The sequence below is a fragment of the Geodermatophilus sp. URMC 61 genome (assembly GCF_052931555.1).
In genome coordinates this window covers 3,889,928-3,908,335 of sequence record NZ_JBRFHZ010000002.1, presented here as the reverse complement: position 1 = coordinate 3,908,335, position 18,408 = coordinate 3,889,928, and the positions used below count along the sequence as shown (strand labels likewise).

Sequence of the window (18,408 nt, the reverse complement as noted above, 5' to 3'; positions counted from 1 at the left end):
CTAGCATGCACCCATGCCCCCTCGCCGCAGCTACCGTCGGCCTGCCCGCAGCGGTCCCGTCCGCGCCTCCATCTACGTCCGCATGAGCCTGGACAAGACCGGTGCTGGCCTCGGCATCGAACGGCAGGAAAAGGAATGCCGGGAGCTGTGCGAACGCAACGGCTGGGAGGTCAGCGAGGACCGCATCTTCCGTGACAACGACATGAGCGCGACCACAGGTAAGCGCCGCCCCGGCTTCGAGGCGCTACTGGCCTCGTCGCCCGAGGCCATCGTGGTCTGGCACCTGGACCGGCTGCTCCGCAAGAACCGTGACCTAGAACGGGTCATCGAGCTGGAGGTCAACGTCCACACGGTCACGTCTGCCGGGCCGCTTGATCTGAGCAGTGCCACGGGGCGCATGAACGCCCGCATCGGGACCGTGATCGCCACCTACGAGGGTGAGCACAAGGCCGAGCGTCAGTGGCTGGCGGCTCAACAGCGGGCGGAGCAGGGGAAACCGTGGTGGTCGTCCCGGCCGTTCGGCTTTGAGATGGACGGCACCCACCGTGCCGACGAGGCTGCTGCGCTGGTCAGGACCTATGAGGACCTATTGACCGGCGCATCCCTGCCCGTCCTGGCCCGGCAGCTCAACGACGCAGGGCACACCACCTGCCGTGGTGGACAGTGGACGGCGACCACGCTGCGCCCGGTGCTGCTCAACGCCCGGAACGCGGCCATCCGCGTCTATGACGGGCAGGAAGTCGGCCCGGCCACGTGGGACCCCATCGTCCCCGAGGACACCTGGCGGGCTGCTGTGCGTCTCCTGACAAACCCCGCCCGGCGCACAGGGGGTGGAGGCGCTGCGCCCCGTCACCTGTTAACCGGCATCGCCACCTGTGGTGTCTGCGGTAGCCCGGTGAAAATCGGATGGCGCGGGGGGCGCAAGGGCGCCCCCGGTGCGTACTCCGTCTACACCTGCCGGGGTTCCTCGTGTGTCTCCACGCCGTCCGTTGAGGCTGACGGCTTTGTGGTCCTGTTCGCGCTCCCCAGGGAGTTGAGGAAGTCCGAGTCCCGCGAGAAGTGGGGGACCCTGCGCCAGCAGAGCAGCGAGGCCACGAAGTCACTACGGGCTGAGCGGACAACGATTCAGCATGCCCTCGATGAGGTCGCAGAGGACTACTACAGCCCTGAACCCGTGATCGACCGGCCCACGTTCCTCACACGGACTAAGGCTCTGCAAGCCCGGCTTGCCGAGGTAGAGGCCCGACTGGCCGAGGTTGAGGAGGCCGGCGACCTGGCCCACATGATCACGGATCAGGACCTACTGGCGTCATTCATTGCCATGAGCCCTGACGTCCCCGACCCGGAGACGGCACCCATGCAGGTGGATGAGTTGCGAAGCCTCATCGCGGCCGTCTTCGAGCGCGTGGAACTCCTGCCCCGAGGACGGGGGGCGAGCACGGTGCGATCGGAGCACTTCCGCGTGACCCCTCGTGAGGCTGCGCCCCTGACGATCGTGAACCCCTGACCTCCCCGTAGATGACTGAGGGGCTCGCTGGACGAACCGCACAGCTCTTGTCGTCGGGCATGCGGCCATTCGCTGCAATTTACACACCTGTTCCCAGCTAGCGTAGAAACTACTGCACGGCGCAGCATGATCACAATGTGTCCTTTGAGGCATAGCGATCATGATGTGCGGCGACTGAGACTCTTCTTCGTGACCGGCGACTTGCGCAGCGGCTTCGCAATGCATCAGCAAATGCCGTGGCAGGAGCAGGCGCGAAACCCTACCGTCGCACTATGGCTACGGGTCGCCTTCCTAGCGTTCGGTGCCCATAGGAGAAACGGCCACGCACCGTTCTACAACTGGAAGGAGATTGCCGAGCAGACCACGCCATACGGGCGAGCGGAAGCCAGCGACCGGCAGATACGCCGTGCCATATCGGAGGCCATCTCCCGCGGCTTCCTAAGTGCGCGGTCCAATCACAGGTGCCTCGTCGTCCAGCCTCACTGGATCAGCGGGGGGACGTTTGGACGTGAGCATGCCACATGTAACCGACACAGCCACGGACAGTAGGCGTCCGCATGAAGCCCGTGACTCCGGGGAAACGGGGGACGGGAAGCGTCCGCATTCCGGACGAGTACTGTCCGCCACTGCCGCGCCAGCACTGGCCGAGAGGCATCTTCCTATTGATTATTCTCACCGGCGGTCGGGAAAGTAGGGGCAGGGCCATCCCTAGCCTTTCAGCCAGACAGGTAAGGTCTATCCCTGGGGGCGCTTCGCGCCCACCGTTCCTAGCCTTTCACCCAGACAGGTAAGGTCTATCCCTGGGGGCGCTTCGCGCCCACCGTTCCTAGGCATTTGGTCCAAAGACCTAGAGCAAGCCGAGCCATGCCCGCGAATGCGGGCACAGGAATCGACAACTGAAGATGGCCAGCAAGGACAACAGCAGTAGTCCCCTCGCCGCATACGAGGCCAAGCGTGCTGAGCGTCAGGCAGCCGAGAAGGCCCACGCCGATGGCTTGGCAGCCATTGAGCAAGCCAGGAAGGCTCACGGCGTCGTCGTTTAGCGCATCGCCCAGGGAGACGCCAGTTGCTAGCCCCCTGAGACCCGATCTGAGGTCGCCCTGAGTCGCGCCAGGTCTCCCGCCTACCCCGGAACCTGTGGAGGTCGTTCTAAGGCGACTCAGCGGGTTAGGTGAGGGACACTGGGCCGCATGGAGCACTACGAACCTTCGACAGGCAATGGGCATCGAGTTCTTCCCATCACGGACCCTGCGGAACGCGCTCTCGCTGAACACATCGGTGCCGTAGTGATGAAGGCGGGAGAACTTGATGCGACTGCCTCAGCTTTCGTTGAGCTGAGACTAATGCGCAACGACCAAATCGACCTGAGCGCACTAGGGAAGTCCGGCGAGGAGCTGACCAAGAAACTAAAGGCTGTTGAGCAAGACACCCCAGAGGCGAGGGGCTTCGGTGACCGCTATGGCCGGCTGTATGAGGTGCGCAACCATGTTATTCATTCGTTTCGCCCAGTCGACGACCTCAATACGGCCCAGCGTCTCATCAGGAGAACGAAGGCGGAAGCTGGCGGACGCATAGAAGACCGCGTGATTGGGATCCCTGAGCTAGTAGACCTGTGGTACGACCTGCGCGATTTTCGTCATGACATATTTCTCTTGTTCATCGAGTATGCAACTCGATGGAAGCCGACACCTCAGGATTCTTCGCCAGAGGCGCGCTGATCGCCCCCAGAACCGTGGCAGGGCCTTGGCTGCTAAGACCCGGCGATGGCGCCGTATCTGCTTTAGGGGTCATACCCCCTAGGCCGATGGTCCGGGCGCCCACTGGTCCGGTCCCATTCCGCCACTCTCTTCAAGCACCCGGCGAGTCGAGACCATAGTGTAGTGATCGCCATTGGATAGGCGGCCCCAGCCGTGATCCATTCGACCGGCATTATGTGCCGAGATCAGGTCCGACACGTCAACTGCAAGGTGCCGGTGATCACAGCGGGCCAGATAGTCAACGAAGACTTCTGGCTGGCCGGAGCTTGGCATTACGAGAACGGCACATGCCAGCCCGCGGTCATCAATCTCGGTTGGTCGATCCGCCCATGGAAGAAGGGCGGCTGAGACGTCGCCCAGCAAAGGCCGCTGTGAGCCAGACCTCCTCGCGGAAGCGTTGTATTCCGTTGACCGCCGCGTTCCGTCAGCACCTCGATCGACGACCCAGCCATAGGGCTCCGGTTCCGCTTGGAGACCGGGGATAGCCCATGGTGCCAAATCATCCGACGGCGCCTCGATCTGATCAAAGAAGCTTAGGTCAAAGGGCATCACGGTAGACACTAAGAGAACATGACCGCCATTTGCACGGTCGAGGACGCCAATGGAGTTTTCCCGAAGTTCGTCAGGGATTTTGACCCGACGATCACTGGCCAACATAACGACTACGCGTGCCGCTCCTGGCGCAGATGCCGGAACTCGGGTTGGCCCGGAATCAGGGAGGGGGAGGCCAACAAGCTCGCTTTCAGGGAACTGAAGACAATACAGCGGGCGCCAGTCCGGAAACATCTCCCTCTTACTAAGTTCCCAACGCAACAACGCGTGCCGATCACCGGGGCGCGCTGCTTCTCTCACCGCCTTTGACAGGCCATACTGTGCCCACCCGTCCGAATGCAGACTGATTTTGAAGTCCACAACTTGCGTCCTCGGGGCGAGGTAAACCTCGTCGGTCGGCTTCTTGCCCTCCTGGCCGGTCCATACCCTCCAGTCGCTAGAGCGCCGTCCATCAGGCGACGCAACGACGAAGCGGCAGACCGTTTGAGCGGGTGCCTGCATAGCCACAGCATATACAGAAAGTCGGGCGCCCATCGGGCAGCGCCTAGTTTGGATCGATGACCAATTCGGCGCACGAAGGGCCATGCTCCCTGCTGACGAGGGGTGCTACCCCACGCCTGCGACCGGCTCAGCGTCCCTGGAACGACCGGCGAAGCCTCAGGTCACGGGAGCCCAGCCGCAAGAGCTCGGAACCGCATCTAGGGGCCGCTCCCGGCACGCGCGAGCCAGCGCAGTCATACGGGCCAAACCAACCGCGCCAGTCGATCCGGACGACGGTCAGGCTCAACACCAGGACGAGGATCAGGACCAAAGCAGGGCCGGGCAGGGCAGGGCAGGGCAGGGCAGGGCAGGGCAGGGCAGGGCCACTGTTCCCGGCTCAGGGCCATGCGATGCACGGCACATGTGCCTTCCTTCACCGCGCCCGCGTCGCCTCATAGGTCGTCATCGCCTCGTCTAGTCGAAGGCAGGGTCGAAGAACCCCCACGTTGTATGCGGTACCCCATCCCTGCCCTCTGCATGCTGGCTCAATGTGCCGGCCCTCGGATATTGCAAGGGCATTTGTCAGGGAATTTAAATACGACAATCCCACTTCTACACTCTTAGGGAGTCGCGTAAGTCGCTTCCTAGCGCTGCTAGTAGCTTCTTAGTCCATCGACTTGTAGGCCGGGTCTTGTCAGTCGACTCGGTTCTAGGAGATGCAGAAAGCTTCTCCTGCTCTTTCCACTCGCGATCGATTCGTACATGAAGCGGCGCTCGCCGCCACTCAAAACCTGGCTGCCGCGCTGACCAGCGGCTCAACGGGCGTCTCAGCAGGGTTCGGCTGGGCCAAAAGACTACGCCAAAAACAACCACTATCGTCACGAGGGCAATAAGGAAGACCCAGATTGCTAGGCTCGCGATCTCAGTCTCAGACGCCCCCGTAAGCGCATCGACTGCGCCGGCCTTTTTCACTTGGTCAAGGCCCTGGGCAATCGAGGGAATGCCGAATATGATAGCGAATAGGACCGCGAGCCAGGACAACAACGAGGCTCGGCGAGCGCTTCTCTTGGCGAAGACTGACGCGGAGTACTGAGCCAACAACTCGATCCGCCGATCAACCCGGTTGTATATCCTGTCTAGTCGAAGCTCGCGTTGTAGTTCGTCGCCTACACGCTGCGAGTCTCGGTTATTGAAGAATGCTCGCTCATACTCTTGTAGTCCTGCCGAAAGTTCACGATGAACTGCCGACAATCGGCTTTCACGTGCCAGGGCCGTATCGGACCGCGCGTCCAGAGTTACTAGCTGCCAATATTGAAGTAGGACCATCTCTAGAGGAGTGACGAGGTGGAGTTCGTCGGGGATGCTCCGATCTGCGGGCGTCGTCGTCCAATTAAGTTCTAGGGCACTACCCGGAGAAACGAACAGCGCGCGGTTCCTCGTATCGCTGAGGTCGGAACTGACGGGAGTTTTGTCGCGGAGAGCTATGGCATACGAGGAGGAACGCAGTGTTAATGCCGCCAGTTCGAGAGAGTGATTATGAATCCATAGTTCCTTACCTGTACAGCATTCCGCTGGGGTGGCGAACGTTGTGGTGTAGCACAGCCAGTGCCCTTCGGACGAGACGCCGGCGAGGCTGACAATAGTCTCCCGATAAAGATCGAACACATGCTCGACTTCGATCGGCTCGTCAAAATGGGTGGTCAGCCAGTGCGTCCCCTCCTCCAGCTCCGACCATTGACCGCGAGGGGTTCCTTCGGTCTGTGCAACCGTCAGTGCTTCTGAGGGCACACGGGTGTCGGTAATGAATGCAGCCTGGGAGCGCGACACTAGTAGCAGTTCGTCCGCGTCTAAGGGATGCTCGATGGGAAGCTCCATCGTCAACTGGCACGTGCCGGATTCGTGAATCAACAAGTAAACATGACAGCGGACCAGCTCGCCATCGCCCGGAGTGATCGACAGTCGTGCGTAGAATGGGCGGAGTAGCAGTCGCATGGCGGGAGCTGTGCGCCAATAGCGCGGAGATAGCAAGTCCACGTCGATCGCGGATCGCAGCCCCCCAAGCAACTGCAACTCTTCCATACTGTCGTCGATATGCGTTGACACCTCATGCAGCAGCTCGCTTACCGGCTGTTCCCTGTCGTTCGCGTCGGTTGTGGGCCGTGCCTTAGCGACGAGTGCGCGAGTAACCGTACGAGTCAGCAACCAGCGTTGACGCCAAGTGAGGGGAACTTCGGACTTCTGGCTCGATTCAATCCACTTGTTGATAACTAGGAGGTCGGAGGCCGCATCGCGGGTGCGGGCAAGTTCGCGGAACCTTCTGCTTACGCGTACGCGTTCATCTGGTCTATTTGCTGTTTCCGCAAGACCCGCACTCAGGAGTCGACTGGCTAGTTGGTCGAGGTTGACCCGCTCGTCGAACGAGAAGGAGAACGTAAAGTACTCCGTGCCGCGCACGAAGCCGGTGGGATGAGCGCTTGTCTCGCTCGGCTTGGAGTGCTTTCGGCGCCAATAGCGCCCGACATTCACGCCGGCTACCTCCTCCTAAGTTGGGCTTGCATGAAATGTATTGCGTATCCCCTAGGCGACAGGGGTCTAGTTCACTGGCTAGGCGATCACTGGCTAGGCGGTTGCTAGCACCTGGCCTGACCGGACGTGACTCAATCCAGCAGGCGTCCGCAGACCTCGATGAGCTCCGCGCGCAGTTCGGCGGCTCGGGCTGCAAGGTCACGTTGTCGTGCCACGTACGCGGCCTTGCCCTCTGTCGTTTCGATTGTGACGGATTCCAAGCCGTAGGAAGACAGGTCATACGGCGACGCTCGCATGTCCAGCAGGCGCACGTCGCGAGCAAGCTCGAAGCAGTCCAAAGCCAGGGTGCCGGGGACGGCCGGACCCAGCTTCATGGCCCATTTGTGGCAGTCCATCGAGGCATGCAAGCAGCCGGGTTGCTCCATGTCTGGCTGGCTACGCCGAGTGGGCTGCACGCGGTTACGACCGGCGGCGGCAGAAGTGAAGAACCTGAAGGCGTCGAAGTGTGTGCAGCGGACCTGATGCGTCTCAACGACGGTGTCCGTGCCTTCTTGGCCTAGGCGGAGAGGAAGTGAGTGACGGTGCTGGTCCTGCTTGTAGACCATCGCCCACTCGTGGAGGCCGAAGCAGCCCAAGAATGCGGCCCGGGATGCCGTAGCGGTCAGGAGGCGATGTATGAAGCGGACCGTGTCTCCGCGATCTGCCATGAATGCGGACACGTCTAGGAGCACCGTGCCGTCGGGGTTGGTCCGGTACCAGCGCCACGAAGCGTGTTGGGCCGCACCGATGGGGGACGGTTCAAGCTGCACTCCGTGGCCGGGATGCCAGCGTCGCAGCAGAGACGGTCGGGTGTTGTAGTACTCGAAAAGAAAGTCCTCAATTGCATGGCGCTGACCATGGGAGCGGCGAACCCGGTGCCCGGCGGTCAGTTCGTCAGCCCGATGGGCATGCTCGGCTGCCAGCTTCGACCACTCGCCGTGACGCAGCGTGATGGTCACTGGTTGCCTGCTAACTGGATGAGCAGGTCCATGGTCGCGTGCAGGCAGCCCGGCTGCTCCATCTCGACCTGGCCGGCGCGGGTGGGCCGCAGCCGGTTGCGGCCGACGGCGGCGGGCGTGAAGAACCGGAACGCGTCGTAGTGCGAGCAGCGCACCGGGTGGGACTCGACGACGGCGTCGGTGCCGGCCTGGCCCAGCCGCAGCGGCATCGGGTGCCGGTGCTCGTCGGCCCGGTAGACCATCGCCCACTCGTGCAGCCCGAAGCAGCCGGTGTGCGCCGGCCGGGACGCGGTCGCGGCCAGCAGCCGGGAGACGAAGGCGACGGTGTCCCCGCGGTCGGCCAGGAAGGCGTCGAGGTCGAGGCCCACCGCGCCGCCCTCGTCGGTGGTGTACCAGCGCCAGGCGGCGTGCGGCGCCGGGCCGTCGGGGCCCGGCTCGAGGACCACCCGGGGGCCCGGGTGCCAGCGGCGCAGCTGCGCCGGGCGGGCGCTGTAGTACTCGTAGAGGAAGTCCTCGACCGGGTGGCGGGCGCCGCTCGCCCGGCGGGCCCGGTGCCCCGCGGTCAGCGCGTCGGCCCGCTCCGCGTGGCCCCGTGACAGCGCCGTCCACCCTGCCGCGGGCAGACGGGTCGGGGCGGCGTGCACCGGTCCAGGGTAGGAGGAGGACCCCGTCCTCCTCACGCCTCGTGGAAGGACCCGCCCTCCCCACCCCTCGTAGAAGGACCCCCTGCCCCCACCGCTCGCAGGCTCGCGGCGGGACCCTGCAGAGGGCCGGCGGTGCCCGGGACGGGGCCGGAGCCTCGGGACGGGGCCACGAGAGGGCCGCCGGAACCGGGGCGCGGTCTCTCAGGATCCAGCAGAGGTGAGCCGGTGCAGCCGCAGCGCCAGGTGCACCTCCAGGGCCCGCTCCGGCGCCGACCACTCGCGACCGAGCAGCCGGCCCACCCGTTCCAGGCGCTGGGTGACGGTGTTGACGTGCACCTGCAGGGTCTCGGCCGCCCGCGCCGGCGACCCGCCGGCGTCGAACCAGGCCCGCAGCGTCCCGACCAGGTCGGTGCCGCGCCGCTCGTCGTAGTCCAGCACCGGGCCCAGGGTGGCGGTCACGAAGCCGTGCACGTCCCGCCCCTCACCGACCAGCAGGCCGACGAAGCCGAGCTCGTCGGCGCTCGCCGCCTGCCCGGCCCGACCGAGGGCGACCAGCGTCGAGGCGCACCGCTGGGCCTCGACGTGCGCGGGGCCGACCGCGGCCGCCCCCTGCGCCGGCCCGGCGCCGCCGACCGTCACCGGCCGGCCCGCGGCCGTGGTGAGCTCCCGGCACACCTGCGCCGCCGCGGCGCCGGGCTCCTGCCCGGGCAGGCAGAGCACGACCCGGCCGTCGTGCAGCCCGGCGAGCCCGCCGCGGACGGCGGCCAGGTGGGTCGCCTGCGCCAGCGCGCGGCCGCGGCCGCGCTCCTCGACCAGTGCGACGACGACGGCGTGCGGCCGGTCGAGGTCCGCACCCAGCCGGCGGGCGCGCTCCCGCAGCCCGTCGGGGTCGCGCAGCGTCGGCCCCAGCAGCTCCTCCAGCAGCTCGCCGCGCACCCGGCCCTCCGCCTCGCTCGCGGTGCGGCGGATGAGCAGCAGCAGCGCCGTCACCAGCGCGGCGCGCTCGAGGATGCGCTGGTCGGCGTCGGACAGCTCCTCGTCCCGGTGCAGCACCAGGCCGCCGAGCAGGTCGGCGCCCACCGTGACGGCGGCGGTCCACCAGCTGCCGTCGCGGACGGTCCGGCCGGTCGAGCGGGCGAGGGTGAGGGCCGCCGCGGGGTCGGGCGGCAGGTCGCCGTCCGACCCGGGGGGCGGCGTGCCACGGCCGTGCTCGTCGAGGACCGTGATCCGCCCGCCGAGCACCTCGGTGACGGCGGCCGCGACGTCCTCCACGCCGCCGCCGCGCAGCACGATGTCGATGAACCGGTCGTGCGCCCCCGCGGCCCGCTCCACCGAGGCCGAGTGGGCGCGCAGCTCCCGGGTGGCCGTCGACAGCTCCTCCAGCGCCGACCGGGTCTCCTCCAGCAGGCGGGCGTTGTCCAGTGCGATCGCCGCGTGCGCGGCCAGCGAGCCCAGCAGCGAGACCTCGGAGCGGTCGAAGAGCCGCTCGTTGCGGTCGGCGGCGAAGAGCACCCCGATCACCCGCGACCCCCGGACCAGCGGGACGCCGAGGATCGCGACCAGGCCCTCCTCGGCGACGCCACCGTTGATGTCGTCGGTGTGCTGGAAGCGCGGGTCGGCGAAGTAGCGGGCGGTGGCGTACGGCGCGGCGGTCTGCGCGACCAGCCCGCCCAGGCCGGCGCCCATCGGCAGCCGCAGCGCCTGGAACCGGGCCGAGACGGAGCCGTCCGTCACACGCATGTAGGTGTCGCCGCGGGCGTCGTCGTGCAGGGTCAGGTAGGAGACGTCGGTGCCCAGCAGCTGCCGCGCCCGCCGGACGATCGCGGTCAGGACGTCGTCGACGCTGCGCAGCGAGGCGAGGTCGCCGGCGGTGTCGAACAGCGCGGCGAGCTCGGACTCCCGGCGACGCCGCGCGGCGAACGCGTCGCGCACCTGCAGGGCCAGCAGCTTGACCCGTTCCAGCCCGGCCAGCGCCGCGCCGTCGGCGCCGGCCGCACGGGCCCGCACCACCGGCCCCTCGAACTCGATCGCCGCCGCCTCCTCGAGCAGCAGCGCGAAGTACTCCGCGGCGCCGTCGAGCTGGCCGGACGCCGGTGCCGGTTCGGCGGACGGCGGGGTCGTGCGGGTCACGACCGGCATTCTGGCCGGTGCCGGCCCCCTGCAGGGTCCCGCCACGAGAATCGACTGGCGCCCCTGCGCGATCCCGCCGCGGGCGTCGACTGGCCTCCCTGCAGGGTCCCGCCGCGAGTGTGCGAGCGCCGGGGGGCAGGGGGGTCCTTCACGGGGTGCGACGGGGACCTTCGCGGGGGGCAAGGGGTCCTCCATCAGTGGGCGCTCCACCCGCCGTCCATGACCAGGGAGCTGCCGGTGATCGACGCGGCGGCCGGGGAGCAGAGGTAGGCGACCGCCTCGGCGACCTCCTCGGGCTCGATCAGCCGCTTGACGGCCGCGGGGGCGAGCATGACCTGCTCGACGACCTCGTCCTCGGACAGGCCGTGCGCCCTCGCCTGGTCGGCGATCTGGTTCTCCACCAGCGGGGTGCGCACGTAGGCGGGGTTGACGCAGTTGGAGGTGACGCCGTGCGGGGCGCCCTCCAGAGCGATCACCTTCGACAGCCCCTCGAGACCGTGCTTGGCGGTGACGTAGGCGCTCTTGTACGCCGAGGCCCGCAGCCCGTGGACGGAGCTGACGTTGACGATCCGCCCCCAGCCGCGGTCGTACATGTGCGGCAGCGCGGCGCGGACCAGCCGGAACGGCGTCTCCAGCATCAGTCGCAGGATCAGCGAGAAGCGGTCGACCGGGAACTCGTGCAGCGGCGCCACGTGCTGCAGCCCGGCGTTGTTGACCAGCACGTCCACGTCGAGGTCGAGGGTGTCGACCGCGTCGAGGTCGGAGAGGTCGACGGCGACCGCCGTCCCCCCGACCGCCGACGCCACCGCCTTCGCCGCGTCGGCGTCGCGGTCGACGACGACCACGTCCGCTCCGGCCCGGGCGAGCCGGACGGCGCACGCCCGGCCGATGCCCGAGGCGCCGCCGGTGACGAGGGCCCGCCGCCCGGTGAGGGTTCCTGAGTCCGCCATGTCGCCGAACGCTAGGGGGTCCCGTCGTCCGCACACACGGCGTGGGCCCACACACTCCATCGAACGGGGATGGTGGTGGCCCACATCACTCCGTCGACCCTCGCCCGGCATCCGCCCACACCGGCACCGCGGGCGATGCGGTCGATCATGGCGACGGCACACATGATCGCGGTCACGAGTGCGGGACGGGAACACATGGGCCGCCGGGGTTGCGGTCCCTACGGTCGGGCGGCACTCCGCACGACCCTCGACGAGGAGACCCCATGTCCGCACCCGCACACTCCGGCACGCGCTTCGGTCGTGTCGTCGGCGCGAGCATCGTCGGCACCACCGTCGAGTGGTACGACTTCTTCCTCTACGGCTCGGCCGCCGCGCTCGTCTTCGGCCCGCTGTTCTTCCCGGAGCAGGACGACTTCGTGGGCGTGCTGGCCTCGTTCGCCACCTACGCCATCGGGTTCGCCGCCCGCCCCATCGGCGGCCTGGTCTTCGGGCACTACGGCGACCGGATCGGCCGAAAGAAGCTGCTGGTCATCTCGCTGCTCATGATGGGCGGCGCCACCTTCACCATCGGCCTGCTGCCGACCTACGCCAGCGTCGGTGTGCTGGCGCCGGTGCTGCTCATCCTCCTGCGGCTGGTGCAGGGCTTCGCCCTGGGCGGTGAGTGGGGCGGTGCCGTCCTCATCGTCTCCGAGCACGGGAAGCCGGAGCACCGCGGGTTCTGGGCGTCCTGGCCCCAGGCCGGGGCGCCGGCCGGTCAGCTGATCTCGACCGGTGTGCTCGCGCTGCTGGCCGCCTTCCAGTCCGACGAGGCCTTCGCCTCCTGGGGCTGGCGCATCCCGTTCCTGCTGTCGGCGGTGCTCATCCTCGTCGGGCTGTGGGTCCGGCTGGCCGTCTCGGAGTCCCCCGTGTTCCTCGAGGCGCAGCGTCTCGCGGAGGAGAAGGCCCGGGAGACCGGCGTGGCCGAGAAGGCGCCGATCATGACGGTGATCTCGCGCTACAAGCGGGAGGTGCTGGTGGCGATGGGCGCCCGCATCGCCGAGAACGTCTCCTACTACGTGATCACGGCCTTCAGCCTGACCTACCTGACGAACGTGCTGGGCCTCGACCGCTCCTTCGCGCTCAACGCGGTGCTGATCGGGGCCGCGTTCCACCTGGTGACCATCCCGCTGTGGGGAGCGCTCTCCGACCGGATCGGCCGCCGGCCGGTGTACCTCTTCGGTGCGGTCGGTGTCGGGGTGTGGGGCTTCGCCTTCTTCGCCCTCCTGGACAGCGGGAGCTTCGTCCTCGCCGTCGTGGCGGTCATCGTGGGGCTGCTGTTCCACGGCGCGATGTACGGTCCGCAGGCCGCGTTCCTCTCCGAGCTCTTCGGCACCAAGGCCCGGTACTCGGGCGTCTCGGTCGGGTACCAGCTCGCCTCGGTGGTCGCCGGCGCCCCCGCGCCGCTGATCGCGGTGGCGCTGCTGGGCAGCTTCACCGACCCCAACCCGACGGCGGTGGCGCTGTACCTCGCCGTCTGCGCGGCCATCACGCTGATCGCCGTCCTCTCCTACGGGGAGACGCGCACCCGTGACCTGGCCGCGGACCAGGCGGTCGTCGTCCGGGGGGACCCGTCGCGCACCTCGGTGTGAAGGAGGACCCCGTCCTCACCGCTCGCGGCGAGCACGGGACGGGGCCGGCGGGGTCCTGCAGGTAGGCGGCTCACGGGCCCTCCATGACACACGTCATGGAGGGCCCGTGGCGTTGACGGGAGAAGTCGTGAGGGAGGGCACCTGTGCCGGCGCGGGGGCGGCGGCGGCGTCAGGGTGCGCCCGGGAGGAGCGGCCGGACCCCGGCCGGCGGGCGCACCGAGGAGGTCGCCGTGCACCCGTCCGTCGCGCCCGCCCCGCCGTCCCCGGCGGAGTCGCCCGCACCCACCCCACCGGTGTCCGCCCCACCCGCCGTCGAGGTCGTCGACCTGCAGCGCCGCTACGGCGACTTCGAGGCGGTCCGGGGCGTCTCCTTCGAGGTGCGGCCCGGTGAGGTCTTCGCGCTGCTCGGCGTGAACGGCGCCGGCAAGACCTCCGCCCTCGACGTGCTCGAGGGCCTGGCGCCGGCGTCGGCCGGGTCGGTGCGGGTCCTCGGTGCCGACCCGCGGCGCGAGCGGGCTTCCCATCCTCCGCGAGCTCAGGGTGGGACCCGGGACGGGGCCACGGCGGGAGCCCGCAGGGGGTCGGCGGGCGTGGACGCTAGTCCGGGACGTTGCCGGGGCGGATGGTGCCGTCGTCGCGCTGGGCCTCGTCGTCGGTGGTGAGGGTGACCTCGTCGCGCTCGCCGCCGTCCGACCGGTCCTCGCCGGGGACGCCGTCGACCAGGTTGCTGCCGCTGGGACCGTCGGTCGTGTCCGGGGACTCGCGGTACCCGGTGTCGTCGGACTCGCTCATCAGATGTCCCTTCCTCCGGATCGGGAGCTCGGTCCCGCCACCTCACCGGACGGTCCGTCCGTCCGAGCCCGGGCCACGTCGGAATCGGCGCGGGCGGGGAGGTCGTCGCCTGCGGCGGCGTCGCGCTCGAGAGCCTCGTCCCGGGTGAGAGGGACGTCCTCGAACGCCGAGCCGGTGTCGCTGTTGTCGCCGCTGCCCGACGCAGTGGGGACGTCCTGCTGGATCCGGTCGCTTCCCTGGGGGTCGCTCACGGGAGCCTCCTGTCCGACGGCTGTCGCAGGGGCCATGCCCGCCGTGGTCCCCCTGAAACGACCGGCGGCGGTGGGACCGCCGCCCCCACCTCCCGTCCGCGGACCTCACCGTGCAGCGCGAGGACGGCGACCGCAGGACGAGGTCGGTCGCTCCCGCCCCCGCGAGACGACCGGCGGCCCCGTCCAGGGCACCACCGCGGCCCGTCCAGGGCACCGCCGCGGTCCTTCCACGGTGGAGAGGACGGGGTCCTCTCTCAGAAGGCCGCCTCGTCGACCTCCATGAGGGCGTTGTCGGTGCTCTCGACGATGAGCCGCTCCGACGACAGCCGTGGCAGCACCTGATGGTGGGGAACCGGGCGGCGGCGAGCTTGCCCTCGTAGGAGTGCCGGTCCCTCTCGCTCACCTCGCCGGCCAGGGCGCCGAGCGCCACCTCGGCCTGGCGCACGGGCAGCCAGGCCGTCACCAGGTCGCCGGTGGCCAGCAGCAGCCGGGTGGTGTTCCGGCCGACCTTGTAGAGCGCGGAGCTGCCGGGGAGTGGGTCAGCTGCTGCGGCGGCGGGCACGCAGTACCAGGCCGGCGAGGCCGACCAGCAGACCACCGAGCGCTGCGGCGATCACCAGAGCCAGCACCAGCGGGGCCTGCACGTTGGCGAAGACCAGGCTGATCTCGACGGTCTGGGTGTTGTAGACCACGAACAGCACCAGCACCACGGTGACGAACAGCAGCAGCGCCAGGGCGAGCGTGCGGCCGGCGGTGCGGCCGGCGTTGCGGGCGGGGTGACGCTGGGGCGTCGTCCCGCCGGTGGTGGCCGGGCGGCCGGTGGCCGGACCCGCGGTCGTCCCGGGGGTGCCGGTCGGGCTGGTCGGGGTGCGCAGGGGGTCGGAGCCGGGGGTGGTCACGGATGGAGTCTGCTGCCCACCGCCGTCCTGCGCACCGTCAGCGCTCCGCGTCGGGCTCGGTCTCTGCCGGTGGCCAGCTGGGGCCCGCGACGCCGTCGGCCGGGCCGGGGGTGCCGCCCTGGGACTCCGGGTCGCCGGGCGGGGCCACCTCGCTGCCGAAGGGCTGGGTGTCGCGCGGCTCGTCGGGCTCCGGCATGGTCATGGACCCAGTCTGCGGTGGCCGCTGCCCTGCGGCGACCGCACGTCTCCCGCGGTGCCGGGTCGAGGAGCGGGGGCCGGAGGCCCCCACCGTTGAAGGACCCCGTCCTCCCCTCGGAGGACCCCCTTGCCCCCCCGCCACTCGCAGGCTCGCGGCGGGACCCTGCACGGGGGCCGTCAGAGTTCAGGGTGGGACCCGGGACGGGGCCGCGGCGGGACCCTGCAGGGGGCCGGCGGCGCCCGGGACGGGGCCAGGGCTCAGCGCCGGTGGGGGACGGCACGAGGCCGCGGTGCGGTCCGGAGGACCGCGATGGCACGGCTCACCCGTCCAGGACGGGTCCGGCCTCGTGGTTGGGGTGGCCCGCGGTGCGCTCGCGCTGCTTCATCCGCGCCTCGTAGACGTGCCGGTCGCCGTCGGACAGCTCGTTGCGGGCGCGTTCGTCGAAGGCGCGGAAGACCGCCCAGTAGGTGGCGTCGTAGTCCTCGACGATCTGGAAGGTCCAGCGGTCGGCGATGACGTTGCGGCCGACGAGGTCGCGGTCGAGGTCGTCGGCGAGCTTGGTGTGACCGGCCTTGCGGAAGAGCTCGACGGCGTCCTGGAGCAGCAGGTCGGCCTTGCCGGAGTGCTGGTGGAAGCCGTACAGCTGGCCGCGCGCCTGCTCGATGGTCTCGAGGGCCTCGGAGAGCTTGCCCAGGCCCTCCACGGTGGTGTCGTCGAGGTCGGGCCGGCTGCGGTCGGTGCTCACCGCCCCATCCTGCGGGGCCCCGTCCGGCGCCGCAGGCTCAGCCGGCGACGGCGACGGCGATGTCGACGAGGCGCTCGGCCAGCTCGCGACCGTGCGCGGCGGGGCCGTCGGGACCCAGCAGCCCGCCGGAGAGGTACATCCCGTCGATGATGAGGTGCACCTGCGCGGCGAGGTCCTCGCCCGCACCCGGGGCGACCTGCTCGGCGAGGCGCTCGAGCCGGCCGTGCAGCTCGAACTTGTAGTCGGCGGCAGCGCTGCGCGCGGGGTGCTGCGGGTCGTCGTACTCGCTGCTGACGTTGGTGAACGGGCAGCCACGGAAGCCGGTCCGGGTGACGTCGGCCTCGACGGTGTCGACGACCGACAGCAGCGCCGCCCGGGGGTCGTCGGCGAGGCGCTCGAGCTCGGCGTCGATGCGGGCGAGCACGGTGGCCGCCTTGCGCGCGAGGTAGGCGCCGACCAGCTCGTCCTTGCTCTTGAACAGCCGGTAGACCGTCATCTTGCCCAGGCCCGTCTCGCGGACCAGCTCGTCCATCCCCACGCTGCGCGAGCTGCGGGTGGCGAAGAGCCGCTCGGCGGTGTCCAGGACGATGGCCTGCCGCTCCGCCCGGCTCCGGCGGACGGGTACCGAGGTGTCGTCGGCGGCGAGGGGGATGGCGGCTGCGGTCACGCGGCGATGCTGCCGCAGGGCGTGACGGAGCAGTTCGCGGCACGCCGGAACCGGCCGACAGGTGGTTGCTGTGAGTGACGAGGTACGTCCGGGCTGGCCGGGACGCAGGGGGCGGGTGGGACGGGTGTGACGGTCCGTGACCCCGAAGTAGCCCCGTTCCGGGCCCCGGTGGCCCCGTCCCGGGTCCCGCTCCGAGCCTGCGAGGAGTGGGGAGGACGGGGCCCTGCGACGAGGGGTGAGGAGGACGGGGTCCTCTCTCAGGCCCTGCGGATGCGGCGCGGGTTGGCCAGCAGGCGGGCCAGGGGTGCGGCCGAGGCCTGCCGGGCCTGCGACTCGTCGGCCGGGCGCTCCTCCGGCGTCTCGGTACCTACTCGGGGCTGGTGCTGGGTGTCCTCCATGCGACCAGGGTCCCCTGCGCGGTCGGCGACGAAACAGACCCGCCACGGTGAGTTGAGTCGGAGTCACGGAGAGATGCGTCACTCTCCGGCGTGGCGATCCGGCGCGGACGCGGGCCGGACCCGCGTCCGCGCCGGAGGGTCAGGGGGTGTCGGCGCTCTCTGCGGGCAGCTCCTCGCCCTCGGCGGGCTGGTCCGGGTGCGGTGTCTGACCGCCGGAACGCTCCCCCGGCGGGTCGCCGCCCTCGGCTGGTTCCGTGGTGTGCACGGGCTGGTCGGGTTCGCTCACGGGACTGCCTCCTCGGTCGTCGGCTGGCCGAGCCTGTTCCCGGCCGGCCGCCCGGTCAACCGCCTCGTCCACCGGGACGGCGGCCGGCAGCCCGGGCCGTGCGGCGGCCACCGCGGCGGCGTCGGGCAGCGCACCTCGGGCACCGGACGCGGTCGTCGACAGCGCCGCCGCCGTGACCGCCGTGGCCACCGCCTCCGCCGCGGTCGAGCCGGACGCCAGCGCGACGGCCAGCGCCCCGCAGAAGGCGTCGCCGGCGCCGGTGGTGTCCACGGGTCGCACCGGCAGTGGCGGCTGCAGCAGCGCCGGGCCGTCGTCCGGCACGAGCAGCGCCCCGCGCCCGCCGAGGGTGACCACCACCGTGCCGTCCGTCAGGGCGCGGGCCAGCCGCGCCAGCTCGCCCGGCGCCCGGTCGCCGGCCGGTGCGCCGGCCAGCTGCAGCAGCTCGTGCTCGTTGGGCACCAGGACGTCGACGCGTGCGAGCAGCTCGGGCGGCAGCCGCTGCGGCGGCGCCGGCGTGAGGACGACGGTGCCCGTGGCGACCGCGGCCGCGGCCTGCACGGTCTCCACCGGGACCTCGAGCTGGAGCAGCACCACCCGCGCCTCGCGCACCGCCGCGACGTCGACGTCCGCGGGCCGCAGCTCGGCGTTGGCCCCCGGGACGACGACGATCAGGTTCTCGCCGCTGCCGTCCTCGACCGGGATCGTCGCGCTGCCGGTGGGGACCTCCGGCGTCCGCACCACGGCCGTGACGTCGACCCCGGCGTCGGCGAGGGCGGCCACCTGCCGGTCGGCGGCCGGGTCGTCGCCGACGCGGCCCACCATGGCCACCCCGCCGCCGAGCCGGCCGGCCGCCGCGGCCTGGTTGGCGCCCTTGCCGCCCGGCGCCAGGACGGTCCCCCGCCCGACGACGGTCTCGCCGCGACCGGGCAGCCGGGGGACGCGGACGAGCACGTCCTCGTTGAGGCTGCCGACCACGGTGACGCTCACCCCCGCAGCATC

At 69.7% G+C, this 18,408-nt stretch carries 18 protein-coding genes and 1 pseudogene; 5 read left to right on the top strand and 14 right to left on the bottom strand.

What is annotated here, in order from left to right; translation table 11 throughout:
- Positions 1-82 precede the first annotated feature (82 nt).
- The 3 genes from ACU610_RS18265 (at position 83) to ACU610_RS18255 (ending at position 3,612) form a co-directional block, all read left to right on the top strand.
- The gene (locus tag ACU610_RS18265) at positions 83-1,507 is read left to right on the top strand and encodes a recombinase family protein (protein ID WP_446769113.1); all 1,425 of its coding nucleotides are present in this window, start codon (positions 83-85) and stop codon (positions 1,505-1,507) included.
- A gap of 1,190 nt (positions 1,508-2,697) precedes the next feature.
- Positions 2,698-3,225 carry a hypothetical protein gene (locus ACU610_RS18260; RefSeq protein WP_446769112.1) on the top strand — a complete coding sequence of 176 codons (528 nt, stop codon included), beginning with the start codon at positions 2,698-2,700 and terminating at the stop codon, positions 3,223-3,225.
- Between the two features lie 192 nt (positions 3,226-3,417).
- Positions 3,418-3,612, top strand: coding sequence for a hypothetical protein (locus tag ACU610_RS18255; protein WP_446769111.1), 195 nt, complete (start codon positions 3,418-3,420; stop codon positions 3,610-3,612).
- A gap of 1,296 nt (positions 3,613-4,908) precedes the next feature.
- Here ACU610_RS18255 and ACU610_RS18250 read toward each other — a convergent pair.
- From ACU610_RS18250 to ACU610_RS18230, 5 genes are all read right to left on the bottom strand, one after another.
- Complete coding sequence (locus tag ACU610_RS18250; protein ID WP_446769110.1) at positions 4,909-6,822, bottom strand: hypothetical protein; 1,914 nt, start codon at positions 6,820-6,822, stop codon at positions 4,909-4,911.
- 131 nt (positions 6,823-6,953) lie between these two features.
- Positions 6,954-7,820, bottom strand: a complete 867-nt coding sequence (locus ACU610_RS18245) for a 3-methyladenine DNA glycosylase (RefSeq protein WP_446769109.1) — start codon at positions 7,818-7,820, stop codon at positions 6,954-6,956.
- On the bottom strand, positions 7,817-8,464 hold the full coding sequence (locus ACU610_RS18240) for a 3-methyladenine DNA glycosylase (protein ID WP_446769108.1): 648 nt from the start codon (positions 8,462-8,464) through the stop codon (positions 7,817-7,819). The genes ACU610_RS18245 and ACU610_RS18240 overlap by 4 nt, the downstream gene beginning before the upstream one ends.
- Positions 8,465-8,665: 201 nt before the next feature.
- Positions 8,666-10,603: a helix-turn-helix domain-containing protein gene (locus ACU610_RS18235; RefSeq protein WP_446769107.1), complete on the bottom strand. Its 1,938-nt coding sequence runs from the start codon at positions 10,601-10,603 to the stop codon at positions 8,666-8,668.
- 185 nt (positions 10,604-10,788) lie between these two features.
- Entirely contained in the window at positions 10,789-11,544 is a 756-nt protein-coding gene (locus tag ACU610_RS18230; RefSeq protein ID WP_446769106.1) for a 3-hydroxybutyrate dehydrogenase, read from the bottom strand.
- Positions 11,545-11,807: 263 nt separating this feature from the next.
- On the opposite strand from ACU610_RS18230, the gene ACU610_RS18225 reads away from it, so the two are divergent.
- Together ACU610_RS18225 and ACU610_RS18220 are read left to right on the top strand one after the other, a co-directional pair.
- Entirely contained in the window at positions 11,808-13,172 is a 1,365-nt protein-coding gene (locus ACU610_RS18225) for an MFS transporter (protein WP_446769105.1), read from the top strand.
- 143 nt (positions 13,173-13,315) lie between these two features.
- Positions 13,316-13,834, top strand: a complete 519-nt coding sequence (locus tag ACU610_RS18220; RefSeq protein ID WP_446769104.1) for an ATP-binding cassette domain-containing protein — start codon at positions 13,316-13,318, stop codon at positions 13,832-13,834.
- Here ACU610_RS18220 and ACU610_RS18215 read toward each other — a convergent pair.
- The 9 genes and pseudogenes from ACU610_RS18215 to ACU610_RS18175 all read right to left on the bottom strand — a co-directional run bounded on the left by ACU610_RS18215 (position 13,770) and on the right by ACU610_RS18175 (position 18,396).
- Positions 13,770-13,964, bottom strand: a complete 195-nt coding sequence (locus tag ACU610_RS18215) for a hypothetical protein (protein WP_446769103.1) — start codon at positions 13,962-13,964, stop codon at positions 13,770-13,772. The genes ACU610_RS18220 and ACU610_RS18215 overlap by 65 nt on opposite strands.
- Positions 13,964-14,215 (bottom strand): hypothetical protein, encoded by a 252-nt coding sequence (locus ACU610_RS18210; RefSeq protein ID WP_446769102.1) that lies wholly within the window; start codon positions 14,213-14,215, stop codon positions 13,964-13,966. The genes ACU610_RS18215 and ACU610_RS18210 overlap by 1 nt, the downstream gene beginning before the upstream one ends.
- 409 nt (positions 14,216-14,624) lie before the next feature.
- Positions 14,625-14,678, bottom strand: a pseudogene (locus tag ACU610_RS18205) (hypothetical protein); the annotation flags it as partial.
- 76 nt (positions 14,679-14,754) lie between these two features.
- On the bottom strand, positions 14,755-15,114 hold the full coding sequence (locus tag ACU610_RS18200; RefSeq protein WP_446769101.1) for a LapA family protein: 360 nt from the start codon (positions 15,112-15,114) through the stop codon (positions 14,755-14,757).
- A 37-nt stretch (positions 15,115-15,151) separates the two neighbouring features.
- On the bottom strand, positions 15,152-15,316 hold the full coding sequence (locus tag ACU610_RS18195) for a hypothetical protein (RefSeq protein ID WP_446769100.1): 165 nt from the start codon (positions 15,314-15,316) through the stop codon (positions 15,152-15,154).
- Between the two features lie 316 nt (positions 15,317-15,632).
- Positions 15,633-16,058: a hypothetical protein gene (locus ACU610_RS18190; RefSeq protein ID WP_446769099.1), complete on the bottom strand. Its 426-nt coding sequence runs from the start codon at positions 16,056-16,058 to the stop codon at positions 15,633-15,635.
- Positions 16,059-16,095: 37 nt separating this feature from the next.
- On the bottom strand, positions 16,096-16,725 hold the full coding sequence (locus ACU610_RS18185) for a TetR/AcrR family transcriptional regulator (RefSeq protein WP_446769098.1): 630 nt from the start codon (positions 16,723-16,725) through the stop codon (positions 16,096-16,098).
- 257 nt (positions 16,726-16,982) lie between these two features.
- Complete coding sequence (locus ACU610_RS18180) at positions 16,983-17,123, bottom strand: hypothetical protein (protein WP_446769097.1); 141 nt, start codon at positions 17,121-17,123, stop codon at positions 16,983-16,985.
- Positions 17,124-17,262: 139 nt separating this feature from the next.
- Positions 17,263-18,396 (bottom strand): ribokinase, encoded by a 1,134-nt coding sequence (locus ACU610_RS18175; protein ID WP_446769096.1) that lies wholly within the window; start codon positions 18,394-18,396, stop codon positions 17,263-17,265.
- Positions 18,397-18,408: the final 12 nt, after the last annotated feature.